Origin of the sequence: Kribbella sp. NPDC004875, from assembly GCF_042873375.1 — a bacterium.
Lineage (GTDB): Bacteria > Actinomycetota > Actinomycetes > Propionibacteriales > Kribbellaceae > Kribbella.
In genome coordinates, this window is the sequence record NZ_JBIALI010000002.1 from 329,289 (window position 1) to 340,645 (window position 11,357).

The 11,357-nt window shown below is 68.8% G+C and carries 11 protein-coding genes; 7 read left to right on the forward strand and 4 right to left on the reverse strand.

Annotated features, from left to right (window positions below; translation table 11 throughout):
• Window positions 1-40: 40 nt before the first annotated feature.
• Complete coding sequence (locus tag ACFYRH_RS12670) at window positions 41-925, forward strand: LysR family transcriptional regulator (protein ID WP_387772639.1); 885 nt, start codon at window positions 41-43, stop codon at window positions 923-925.
• Here the strand turns inward: ACFYRH_RS12670 and ACFYRH_RS12675 are convergent.
• Entirely contained in the window at window positions 891-1,892 is a 1,002-nt protein-coding gene (locus ACFYRH_RS12675; RefSeq protein ID WP_387772642.1) for a LacI family DNA-binding transcriptional regulator, read from the reverse strand. The two genes, ACFYRH_RS12670 and ACFYRH_RS12675, sit on opposite strands and share 35 nt — an antisense overlap.
• Before the next feature lie 12 nt (window positions 1,893-1,904).
• Window positions 1,905-3,620, reverse strand: a complete 1,716-nt coding sequence (locus ACFYRH_RS12680) for a glycoside hydrolase family 36 protein (RefSeq protein ID WP_387772645.1) — start codon at window positions 3,618-3,620, stop codon at window positions 1,905-1,907.
• Between the two features lie 103 nt (window positions 3,621-3,723).
• Here ACFYRH_RS12680 and ACFYRH_RS12685 point away from each other — a divergent pair, with 103 nt between their 5' ends.
• From ACFYRH_RS12685 to ACFYRH_RS12700, 4 genes are read left to right on the forward strand one after another with little or no spacing between them, the layout of a single operon-like run.
• Window positions 3,724-4,965 carry a hypothetical protein gene (locus tag ACFYRH_RS12685; protein WP_387772648.1) on the forward strand — a complete coding sequence of 414 codons (1,242 nt, stop codon included), beginning with the start codon at window positions 3,724-3,726 and terminating at the stop codon, window positions 4,963-4,965.
• The gene (locus ACFYRH_RS12690; protein WP_387772651.1) at window positions 4,962-6,200 is read left to right on the forward strand and encodes an extracellular solute-binding protein; all 1,239 of its coding nucleotides are present in this window, start codon (window positions 4,962-4,964) and stop codon (window positions 6,198-6,200) included. Before ACFYRH_RS12685 ends, ACFYRH_RS12690 begins: the two co-directional genes overlap by 4 nt.
• Window positions 6,197-7,237 (forward strand): carbohydrate ABC transporter permease, encoded by a 1,041-nt coding sequence (locus tag ACFYRH_RS12695; protein WP_387772654.1) that lies wholly within the window; start codon window positions 6,197-6,199, stop codon window positions 7,235-7,237. Before ACFYRH_RS12690 ends, ACFYRH_RS12695 begins: the two co-directional genes overlap by 4 nt.
• The gene (locus ACFYRH_RS12700; protein ID WP_387772657.1) at window positions 7,234-8,106 is read left to right on the forward strand and encodes a carbohydrate ABC transporter permease; all 873 of its coding nucleotides are present in this window, start codon (window positions 7,234-7,236) and stop codon (window positions 8,104-8,106) included. Before ACFYRH_RS12695 ends, ACFYRH_RS12700 begins: the two co-directional genes overlap by 4 nt.
• Here the strand turns inward: ACFYRH_RS12700 and ACFYRH_RS12705 are convergent.
• Both ACFYRH_RS12705 and ACFYRH_RS12710 read right to left on the reverse strand, forming a co-directional pair.
• The gene (locus ACFYRH_RS12705) at window positions 8,090-8,425 is read right to left on the reverse strand and encodes an STAS domain-containing protein (protein WP_387772660.1); all 336 of its coding nucleotides are present in this window, start codon (window positions 8,423-8,425) and stop codon (window positions 8,090-8,092) included. The genes ACFYRH_RS12700 and ACFYRH_RS12705 overlap by 17 nt on opposite strands.
• 125 nt (window positions 8,426-8,550) lie before the next feature.
• Window positions 8,551-10,338 (reverse strand): AMP-dependent synthetase/ligase, encoded by a 1,788-nt coding sequence (locus tag ACFYRH_RS12710; RefSeq protein ID WP_387772663.1) that lies wholly within the window; start codon window positions 10,336-10,338, stop codon window positions 8,551-8,553.
• Window positions 10,339-10,443: 105 nt separating this feature from the next.
• On the opposite strand from ACFYRH_RS12710, the gene ACFYRH_RS12715 reads away from it, so the two are divergent.
• Together ACFYRH_RS12715 and ACFYRH_RS12720 are read left to right on the forward strand one after the other, a co-directional pair.
• A complete protein-coding gene (locus ACFYRH_RS12715) occupies window positions 10,444-10,911 on the forward strand; it encodes a hypothetical protein (RefSeq protein WP_387772666.1) in 468 nt (155 codons plus the stop codon).
• A 4-nt stretch (window positions 10,912-10,915) separates the two neighbouring features.
• A complete protein-coding gene (locus tag ACFYRH_RS12720; RefSeq protein WP_387772669.1) occupies window positions 10,916-11,356 on the forward strand; it encodes an SRPBCC family protein in 441 nt (146 codons plus the stop codon).
• The last annotated feature ends 1 nt before the right edge of the window (window position 11,357 follow it).

Below are 11,357 nucleotides of genomic sequence, written 5' to 3' on the forward strand. Positions count from 1 at the left end.
GGACCAACACCGATCAGGTGGTCCGCCATACCCTGGAGGTATGCCGGAACCCGAGATCCGCGAGCTGCGGTACTTCCGTGCGGTCGCCGAGGACCTGAACATCACCCGCGCCGCCGAACGGCTGGGGATCGCGCAGCCGCCGCTGTCGCGGGCGATGCGCCGGCTCGAGCACCGGCTCGGCGTCGAGCTGTTCGACCGTTCCGGTCCGCGGCTCGCGCTGACCGCGGCGGGGGAGACCCTGCTCAAGGAGTCCGGCCCGGTCTTCGACGCCGTCGACTCGGCGGTACGTCGGACGCAGCGGGCGGGATCGTCGGCGCGCGGGCTGATCGTGACCGCGAAGCCCGGGGTCGCGACCGAGCTGCTGCACCGGATCGTCACCGAGCTCCGCGACGAGCTGCCGAGGATCGACGTGGTGGTGAGCGGGTTCGGGGAACAGGCGGACATGGTGCGCGACGGGCGCGCGGACGTCGCGCTGGTGAGTCGCCCGTTCGACGATCACGGGCTCGAGATGGAGATGCTCTACACCGAGCCGCGCGTGGCGGCGCTGCCGGCGGCCCACGAGCTGGCGGCGTACGACGTCCTTCGGGCCGACGACCTGGCCGGGATCCCGGCGCCGCGGTGGAGCCGGTCCAACGTGGCCGAGCGCAACTACTGGTCGGCACACCCGGACGACGCGGTGGACGGGCCGATCGTGCAGGACTCGTCGCAGCTGCTGGAGGTGGTCGCCTTCGGGCAGGCGGTCGCGCTGGTCCCGCGGTCGATGGCCGAGCGCAATGTCCGCCCGGACGTCGTCTACCGGCCGGTGGCCGACGTCGAGCCGTACCGGATGCTGGTGGTTTGGCCGGCCGGCAGCCGGTCGGCCGAACTGGCCGCCTTCGTCGAGGCGGCGGTCAGGCACTCGAGCGGACCACCAGCGGCGCGGTGACGAGGCGGCCCGGCGCGTCCGGCTCGCCGCTGATCTCCCGCAGCGCGCGGTCGAACAGGCAGGTGGCGATGTCCCGGAGCGGGATCCGGGCCGTGGTGAGCGGCGTGTCGAGCATGCTCGCGAACGGGAAGTCGTTGAACCCGGTGACCGCGATGTCCTGGCCGACCGCGATCCCGCGCCGCTGCAGCGACCGCATCGCCACCACTGCGAACGCGTCGTTGTCGGCGACGAAAGCGTCCGGGGTCTCGGCTTCCGCGACGTACGCCGCCACCGCGTCCAGCGAACCGAACGAGCGCACGACCGTCGCTGGGAACTCGCGGACGAACCCGTCCTGGCGCTGGTGGACCCACGGCAGCGCGCTGTCGGTCGCGAGATAGACCGCCCGCTCCCGGCCGGTCGAGCGCAGGTGCGCGGCGATGCCCGCCATCGAGGTCTCGTTGTCGACGTCGACCCAGCACTGCCGCTGCTCCGCGCCGGTCCGCCCGAACGCGACGAACGGGAACCGCCGCCGGCTGAGGAACTCGATCCGCGGGTCGTGCGGCATCGTCTCCAGGACCACGATCGCGTCCACCTGCCGGGCCGCGATCAGCTTCTCGTAGAGCGCGATCTCGGTCGCGCCCTCGGTCGGGGTGGTGACGTGCACGCCGTACCCGGAAACCGCGGCCGCCTTCACCAGGCCGCCCAGCAGGCCGTGCAGGAACCCGCCGAGACCCGGGTTCTCGTCGTCGGAGAAGCCGTCCTCGAAGTACAGCGGCAGGCCGATCACCTGGCTGCGACCGGACGACAGCGCGCGGGCCGCGTGGTTCGGGATGTACCCGAGCTCGTCGATCGCGGCGCGGACGGTCCGGACGGTCGGCTCACTGACACGGTGCGGCGCGTTCAGTACGTTCGACACCGTCATCGCCGACACCCCGGCGAGCCGGGCGACGTCCGCGACCGTCGTACGCCGTGGTTTCTCTGCGGCCAAGTCGTTTCCCCCTCAACTCTTGACGATCCGGGCCACCCCGCCGACCGGTACGTCGATCACCCAGACCGCGGGCGGCGTCGTGGTCGCACGCCGTACCTCGTGGCCCGAGCAGTCCGACACTACGAGGTCGACGGGCCCACCGTCGGCGCCTTCGACGTAGAGCCGCGGCTCTGCGCTGCCGTTGACGATCACCGTGCAGGGGTCCTCTACCCGCACAACCGGGTCCGTGAACACGGCAACCACGGTCTCCGACTGACCGACGGCCCGCACCTGCGTGTAGCGGGCATCGGGTCGCGACGGCAGCAGTACGCCGTGCAGCAGCGCATCGGCGTGGTCGTTCAGGAACCCGAGCCAGTAGCGAACCACCTGCTCGTGCTCCGGTGGCAACGCGTCCAGCTCCATCGAGACCTGCGCCGTACTGAACAGTGCGCCGATGAACTGCTGCGCGACGTTCTCGACGGATGCGGACGGGCTCCACATCAGCATGTCCGAGTGCACCGCGCGGTCGCCGGCCAGCAGCCGGCAGTCGATGGTGCGGACCCGGTTCTCCACCGGGTCGAGCGCGCAGTCGCCGGCCCGCAGGAACGTGCCGAACTGCCACAGGCGCGGGTGCACGTAGTCCTGACGGAACTCGATCAGCACCTCCGGCCGGAGCCGCTTCAGCTCGTCGGCGATGGCCTGCAGCAACAGTTCGACGCCTTCGTCCACCGACTCGCAGTCCGCATCCGGCGCCGCTGGTACGTCGTCCCGCGCCCACGAGTCGATGAAGTCGATCTTCAGCCCGTCCACACCCCAGTCGCGCACCGGGCGGATCGCGCACTCCAGAAGGTGATCGCGGACCTCGCGGTACCGCGGATCCAGCACTCGCACGTTCGCGTCGGCCTGCCCGAGGGTCCGGTCCTTCAGTCTCGCCCAGGCCTTCGAGTGCGCGCCCATCAACGGCGGCGCGAGCCACAGCACGTAGAGCTGCCCGAGCTCGTGCACCCGCCGTACGTGGCCGGCCATGTCGGGGAACGTCTCGCCGGTCGGCTCCCAGTCGCCGCAGTACGCGTACCCGCGCCGCGTGTCGTCGGTCTGCCACCCGTCGTCGACGATGACCGCCTTCGTCCCGTACGCCGCTCCGGCGCGGGCGTGCCGCTCGACGGACTCGGCGGACACGTGCTGATGGTCGCTGTACCAGGTCGAGTACATCGCCTCCCGCGCCACCGGCGGCACCCTCGCGATCCGATCGCCGAGCTCGGCGGTCCAGTCCGCGGTCACGCCACGCAGCGCGTCGGCGAAGTGCTGGGTACGCGTGTCGATCCGCAGCGCGAAGGAGCCGCCTTCGACATCGGTCACGGTCAGCTCGATCAGCTGCTCGGCGGTCTCCTCGTTCACCCCGACCGCGAAGTCGCAGCGGCGGACGCTCGACGACAACGAGATCGTCGCGATCGATCGGTCCCGGGCGTCGACCAGGCTCGCGACCGGAGCCGAACGGACCGAGCGGACCTCGCGGTGCGAACCCCAGTCCGTCGGCAGCTCACGGCGGGATCCCTGGGTCGCCCGCCAGAGCGTCACCGCATCCTCCGCCGGCCACGTCCAGCGCAGCGTCACCGGCCCGTCCGGCACCACGTCGAAGTACTGCAACCCGGGCTCGACGTCCGTTCGCCCGGAGAGCCCGGCGGCGCCTGACACCGAGCCGGTACGCCGCGTGCGGCCGTCACCGGAGCGGATCTCAAATGTCGTCACCAGCCGGACTATAGCGGTAAAACCAACCGGCCCCAAGGTATTGACGAAATTGGACTGACGTCTCTAGTTTTACCGCTAAAGTGCTCTTGATGGGAGATTGCTGGTGCTGGCTGTCAGTTCCGATCTGGCGTACGTCGAGGACGCCTTCCGCTGGGCCCGCGACCGGGCGCTGGCGTGGGTGCAGACCGGCGCCGCCCCCGGGAACCTGCCGTCCTACTGGGCCGGCTACCCGTCCCGGCCGATGTTCTACTCCCGCGACGTCTGCCACCAGGCGGCCGGTGCGCACCTGCTCGGCCTGGACGCGGAGAACTTCGCGATGTTCCGGCACTTCGCCCGCTCGGCGACGCCGGCCCGGAAGTGGTTCCCGATCTGGGCGTTCCACTTCGACGGGCGGATCGCCGCCCTCGACTACCACTGCGACGAACACTTCGTCCGGGAGATCCCCGCGGTGTTCGACCTGACCTACCGGGCGCTGGAACAGTACGACTGGACCGGTGACCGGCGCTGGATCGACGACCCCGACCTGGCGGCGTACTACGCGCACAGCGTCCGCGAGTTCGTGGCCGCCCACGACTCCGACGGCGACGGCATCCCCGAGGCCGCCGGGACCGCCGACATCTTCCTCGGTACGGCGACGTACAACGAACGCGAGGCCCCACTGCTGCGAGCGGGCGACGGCCTCGCCACGCAGTACGCCGCCCTCCGCAAACTCGGCCGGCACGCGGAAGCCGACAAGATCCAGGCCACGTATGGCGAATGGTGGAACGGCGACCACTTCGCGCGCGGCATCACCAAGGACGGCCTCGACTTCGACTGGGGCCTGGAGTCGCACACGCTCGTCCCGCTGTTCGGGCTGAGTGGCGCGGGGGAGCGCACCGAGCGGTTCCTCGACTACCTCGAGGAGCAGATGGAGTCCCGCCCGCCGCTGAACATCGAGTCGTTCAGCTACTGGCCCGAGTTCCTCTTCGGCCACGGCCGGGACGAGTCGGCCTGGCGCTGGACCAAGCACCTGATCGACAGCCGCGACGACTACCCGGAGATCTCGTTCACGGTCGTCGAGCACCTCGTCGCCGGGCTGCTCGGGCTGCGGCCGGACGCACCGAACGCAGGTCTGACCATCACCTCCCACCTGCCCGCCGAGATCGGCGTACTCACCGCCGACCACGTCCCGGTCGGCGACTGGGACCTGCGCATCCACCAAGAAGGCACGCACACCACCGAAGTCACCGTGCACAGCGGACCCGGTCCGCTCACCGTGACGGTCGGGCCAGAAGGCGACTCCGAGACCCACTCCCTCGCACCCGGTCGGACCGTCCGGGTCACGCACCCCAAGGACCCCGCATGAAGAAACTCGTCCCCGCCGCACTGGCCGTCCTGCTCGCCGCGGGCTGCGCGACCGGCAACGCCCCGGCGTCCAGCACCGACAACGGAACCGCCGAGATCAGCTTCTCGTTCTGGGGCACGAACTCGGAGGCCGCCTCGCTGAAGGCGATCGCCGCCGCCTTCGAGAAGGCGAACCCGGGCACCAAGGTGACCACGAACTGGATCCAGTCCGACTACGAGCAGAAGCTGCAGACCTCGATCGCGGCCGGCACCCAGTCGACGGTGATGGAGATCAGCAACACCAGCCTGGCCGGGTTCGCGCCGAGCTTCGCCGAGCAGACCGTCGACCCGGGCAAGTACGTGCAGCCGAACATCTCGGCCGCGATGAAGTACCAGGACAAGTACTACGCGATGCCGTTCGCGGCCAAGCCGAAGGTGATGGCGATCAACACCGACGCGTTCAAGGCCGGCGGCGTACCGTTGCCGGACGCAACCAAGCCGCTGACGCTGGAGGAGTTCAAGACGATCAGCGCCAAGCTCTCCCACGGTGACGGCAAGGCGCGCGTCTACGGATCCAGCAACCTCTGGTACCGCGGATGGCTGACCGCCGCGGGCGGTAGCTACTACAACGCCGACGCGTCGTCGTGCACCTTCGGCGACCCGACCGGTGTGAAGACCGCGCAGTACGTCGTCGACATGCAGAAGAACCGCTACTCGCCGACCTCGACCGACATCCAGGGTCAGGACCAGGCCCAGTGGTTCGCGGCCGGCCGGCTCGCGACGTTCAGCGACTTCGGGCCGTGGACGGTCGCCGACTTCGCCAAGATCAGCAAGCCGAACTGGTCGCTGGTCCCGGTGCCCGGCAAGGGATTCCCGATGGAGGTCGACGGGCTCGGGATCGCGAAGACCGCGAGCGGGAAGCAGTTGGAGACCGCGAAGAAGTTCGTCGAGTTCGCCAGTACGCAGAAGGATGCTCAGGACCAGCTGATCCAGGGCAACACCGCACTCGGCGTACCGATCATCGAGGCGTCCGCGCCGACCCTGGAGAAGGTGCTGCCGCCCGAGCGGAACCTGGCCGCGTTCACCAGCGCCCTGAAGACCGGCGTGGTCGACGTCTCGGTGCCGAAGGAGGCGCAGATCTCCGGTGACGCCGAGAAGGGCATGACCAGTTACACCGCGCTCGGTACCGGCAAGGACGACGTCGCGAAGGTGCTGCCGCAGCTCGCCGAGAAGTGCACGCAGGCGCTGCAGAAGTGAATCCCACCGTTGGCTGGATCCGGAACCTCGCCGAGTCCTGGGGTGTCCCGCACGCGCTGGTGCCGCTGGTCCCGTTCCTGCTCCTGCTGATCGTCCTGTACGCCGTCATCGGACTGGCGGCGTACGGGGCGCGGCGGACGTGGCCGCGGGCGGACAAGACGATCGCGTTCTGGCTGTTCGTCTCGCCCTGGCTGATCGGGTTCTGCCTGTTCACCGTCGGCCCGATGGCATCGTCGGTCTACGTCAGCCTGACCTCGTGGGACCTGATCACTCCGCCGAAGTTCGTTGGCCTCGCCAACTACACCGAGGCCTTCGGGGACCCGAAGGTCGCGCAGGCGCTCAAGGTCACCCTGCTGTACGCCGTGATCAGCGTGCCGTTGCAGACCGCGCTGGCGTTCCTCGTCGCGCTGCTGCTGAACACGGACCTCCCGGGGATGCGCTTCTTCCGGACCGTCTGGTACCTGCCGTCGCTCGTCTCCGGTGTCGCTCAGATGGTGCTGTTCCTCTGGGTGTTCAACCCGCAGTACGGCCTGATGAACGACGTCCTGGGGCGCTTCGGCATCGCGGGGCCGGGCTGGTTCAACGACGCGTCCTGGGCGCTGCCGACAGTGATCCTGATGAGCCTGTGGACTGTCGGCGGCGCGATGGTGATCTACCTGGCCGGCCTGAAGGACGTGCCGTCGAACCTGTACGAGGCGGCCGCACTCGACGGCGCCGGAGCGGTGCGGCAGTTCTGGCACGTGACGCTGCCGCAGATGTCGCCGATCATCCTGTTCAACGCGTTGACCGGCATCATCGGCTCGCTGCAGATCTTCACCCAGGGCTTCATCGCGAACGGGGGCCCGAAGGATTCGCTGCTGTTCTTCGTCTATTACCTGTACGACAACGCCTTCCAGAACTTCCGGATGGGCTACGCCTCGGCGCTGGCCTGGATCCTCTTCGCGGTGATCCTCGCGCTGACCGGCGTCACGCTCCGCGGGAGTTCGTTCGCGGTGTACTACGAGACCGAGCTGTCGAGAAAGCGGAGGCGCCGATGACCGCCCTGACAGAACCACTCGTGCTGCGGGCCGACCGGCCGTTCTGGCGCCGCAACCTGCCCCGCACCGTCGGCCTGTACGTCGTCCTCGCGCTCGGCTCGCTCGTCTTCGTGTACCCGTTCCTGTGGATGATCGCGACCTCGTTGCGATCGCTGGCCGGAGTGGGGAGCTCTGGCGCCAGCGTCGTACCGCACGAGTTCCTGTGGGACAACTACGTGCGGGCGGTGACATCGTTCCCGTTCTGGCGGTACGCGCTGAACTCGGTGCTGACCACGCTGATCCCGATCGTCGGGACGGTGTTCTCCTGCTCGCTCGCCGGGTTCGCGTTCGCGCGGCTGCGGGTGCGGTTCGCCGGCGTCCTGTTCGCCGTCGTCCTGGCGACGATGCTGCTGCCGGGGGAGGTGACGATGGTGCCGCAGTTCATGCTGTTCAACAACTTCGGCATGGTCGACACGCTGTACCCGCTGATCCTGCCGGCGTTCTTCGGGTCGCCGTTCTACATCTTCCTGTTCCGGCAGTTCTTCGCCCGGATGCCGTCCGAGCTGGCCGACGCCGCGGTCGTCGACGGCTGCGGCTGGTTCAAGATGTTCCTGCTCGTCTACCTGCCGCTGGCCCGGCCCGCGGTGGTCGCGGTGTCGATCCTGCTGTTCATGGGCTACTGGAACAATTTCCTCGGCCCGGCGATCTACATCAACTCCGACCAGTGGAAGACGCTGCCGCTGGCCCTGGCCGGCTTCCAGTCCGTCAACGGCACCGACACCCCGCTGCTGATGGCAACGTCGGTGCTGATCACGATCCCGTGCCTGCTGATCTTCTTCCTCGCCCAGAAGCAGATCACCAACGGCATCACCTTCACGGGCGGGAAATGATCCCCGGCCGGTACGCCGGCAGCGCCTCGGCCAGCGTCGGGTAGTGGTCGAGCGGCTGGACGGTGTGAGCGGCCCGGAGCAGATCACCGAGCCACTGCCCGGCGCCGGACGCGCGCAGCCAGCCACCGTGTTCGACGGCCAGGTCGTGAGCCTCCGCGAAGACCTCGAGGGCCGCGGCCTCCATCCTGGTGACGCGGCGCAGGTCGACGACCAGACGCGGAAGCTTGGTGGTGATCACGTGGTGCAGTTCACCGGCGAGCGTCGTCAGCGTACCGACGTCGATCGCGCCGGCGACCCGCACGACCGCGCAGTCACCCACGGCACTCCAGCTGCAAACGAAAGGTCCGCTCGCGCTCGCCGGTTGGCGAGTGGAGCGGACCACCTGAGGTCTTGGGCGTGGCTTCATACCGCTTCCGGTACCCGCGCCCTAATCGTGGCGACGTGTCACTTCGCGTAGAGGGCCTCGACGTCGCTGCCGTGGTTCTTCATCACGATGTGGCGGCGGAGCGACAGCTTCAGCGACAGCTCGCCGGTCTCCTGGGTCCAGTCGATCGGGAGGATCGAGAACTTCTTGATCGCCTCGGCGTGCGAGACCGAGGCGTTCGCGTCGTCGATCGCCTTCTGCACCTCGGCGATCAGGTCGGCGTCCTGGGTCAGTGACGCGACGTCGGTGGGCTTGCCGCGCTCGGTAGCCCACGGCACGATCGTCTCCGGGTCGATCGTGATCAGCGCGGCGATGAACGGCTTGCCGTCGCCGACGACCATGCACTGGCTGACCAGCGGGTGCAGCCGGATCTGGTCCTCGAGCAGTGTCGGCGCGACGTTCTTGCCGCCGGCCGTCACCAGGATCTCCTTCTTCCGGCCGGTGATCTTGATGAACCCGTCGACGTCGAACTCGCCCAGGTCACCGGTGTGGAACCAGCCGTCCGCGTCGATCGCCGCCGCGGTCGCCTCGTCGTTCTTCCAGTAGCCCTGCATCACCTGGCCGCCCTTGAACAGCAGTTCGCCGTCGTCCGCGACCGCGACCGTGACACCGGGCAGCGGCCGGCCGACGGTGCCGATCCGGATGTCGTCGGGCAGGTTCACCGACACCGCCGCGGTGGTCTCGGTCAGGCCGTAGCCCTCCAGGACCGGTACGCCGATACCGCGGAAGAAGTGGCCGAGCCGGTCCCCGAGGGGTGCGCCACCGGAGACGGCGTACTGCACCTGGCCGCCGAGGACCGCGCGGAGCTTGCCGAACACCAGCCGGTCGAAGAGCAGGTGCTTGGCCTTCAGGCCGAACGACGCGCCGCCCTTGTCCTGCGCCTGCGAGTACGCGATCGCGGTCTCGGCCGCGGCGTCGAAGATCTTGCCCTTGCCGTCGGCGTGCGCCTTCTGCGCGGCCGAGTTGAAGACCTTCTCGAACACCCGCGGAACGCTCAGGATGAACGTCGGCCTGAACGCGCCGAGGTCGTCCACCAGGTTCTTCACGTCGGCGCTGTGGCCGACCTTGACCCGCTTCATCACGCAGCCGACCTGGATGATCCGGGCGAACACGTGCGCCAGCGGCAGGAACAGCAGCGTGCTCGCGCCGGTCGTGTCGAACAGGCCGTCGAGGATCTTCACCGCGGGGCCGAGCTCGTCCATGAAGTTCGAGTGGCTGATCTTGCAGCCCTTCGGACGGCCCGTCGTACCGGAGGTGTAGATCAGGGTGGCCAGGTCGTCCGGAGTGACCGCGGAGCGGCGCTTGTCGTACTCGGCGTCGCTGACCTCCTGGCCGAGCGCGGTCAGTTCGTCGACCGCACCGGCCTCGATCTGCCAGACCTCCTGCAGCGCCGGCGCTTCGGCGCGGGCGGACTCGACGACCGCACCGTGGGTGGCGTTCTCGACGATCGCCACGACAGCTTCGGAGTCCGTCAGGATCCATTGCACCTGAGAGGGGGAGGAGGTCTCGTAGATCGGCACGGTGACCGCGCCGATGCTCCAGATCGCGTAGTCGACCAGCGTCCACTCGTACCGCGTCGGGCTGAGCAGGGCGACCCGCTCGCCGTGCTTCACGCCGGCGGCCATCAGGCCCTTGGCCACGCCGGCCACCTGCCGCGCGAACTCCGCCGCGGTGACGTCGGTCCAGCCGGACCCGTTCCGGCGGCTGAACACCGCGGTGTCAGGATGAGAGGACGCGTTCGCCCACACCGGGTCGCTCAGGCTCCCGGTGGGTGGCTCGGTCACAGCAGGAACGGTGTACTCACGCATCCGCGTCTCCTCAGTCGGTCACGAATTGTCGACTTCCGGCGCACGCTACAGTCACCTACCCACAAGTAGCCACCATTATGTGACCCACGGAACTAGGTTCTAGCCATGCCACAGCTCGACATCAGTTGCGACGACCTGGTCGTTGCTGATCCAGCCTACGTCGCCGAGCGGCTCGGTTCGGACACCCTCTGGCGCGAGTGGTGGCCGGACCTCACCCTGACCGCCTCCGAACGCCGCGGCCTGGAGGGCGTCCGCTGGACCGTCACCGGCGCAGCCATCGGTACGGCGGAGTGGTGGCTGGAGTCCGTTCGGGACGGCGTCGTCGTGCACTGGTACCTCCGTGTCGACCCGGCCCGTCCGGTCCACGGCCGCGCCCTGCTCCGGCTCAAGGAGCGGTACGTCGCGGCGTACCGGGAGCGGGTGTGGCGGTTCAAGGACGAGGTCGAGGCAGGGCGCGCGGCGGGCGAACGCCGTACCGGGTCCGAACCCGCGATAGTCTCCGGGGAGGACACCGGCGCCGCGATCGAGCAGCCCGCCGGTCACACGCACCAGACCCGACCGGCGAAGAGGTGAATCGATGGCGGAACAGACCACCTCGACCATCCAGGTGAACGCGACCCCCAAAGAGATCATGGCGGTGATCGCGGACTTCGCGGCGTACCCGGAGTGGGCCGACTCGATGCGGGAGACCGAGGTGCTGTCCACCGACGAGGCCGGCCGGCCGAACAAGGTGCGGTTCAAGGTCGACGCCGGCGCGATCTCGGACGAGTACACGCTGGCCTACGTCTGGTCCCGCAACGAGGTGACCTGGACGCTGGTCGAGGCGAAGATGATCAAGGGGATGGACGGCGCCTACGTTCTGCGGGACCTGGGCGCGGAAGGTGGAGCGGGGACCGAAGTGACGTACCGGCTGGCCGTCGACGTGGCGATCCCGATGATCGGCATGCTCAAGCGCAAAGCGGAGAAGGTCATCATCGACACGGCCCTGAAGGGCTTGAAGAAGCGCGTCGAGTCGTAAG

Coding starts and splice junctions, on each gene's coding strand:
- ACFYRH_RS12670 (WP_387772639.1), top strand. CDS start 41: ATGCCGGAACCCGAGATCCGCGAGCTGCGGTACTTCCGTGCGGTCGCC.
- ACFYRH_RS12690 (WP_387772651.1), top strand. CDS start 4,962: ATGAAGAAACTCGTCCCCGCCGCACTGGCCGTCCTGCTCGCCGCGGGC.
- ACFYRH_RS12710 (WP_387772663.1), bottom strand. CDS start 10,338: ATGCGTGAGTACACCGTTCCTGCTGTGACCGAGCCACCCACCGGGAGC.
- ACFYRH_RS12700 (WP_387772657.1), top strand. CDS start 7,234: ATGACCGCCCTGACAGAACCACTCGTGCTGCGGGCCGACCGGCCGTTC.
- ACFYRH_RS12720 (WP_387772669.1), top strand. CDS start 10,916: ATGGCGGAACAGACCACCTCGACCATCCAGGTGAACGCGACCCCCAAA.
- ACFYRH_RS12715 (WP_387772666.1), top strand. CDS start 10,444: ATGCCACAGCTCGACATCAGTTGCGACGACCTGGTCGTTGCTGATCCA.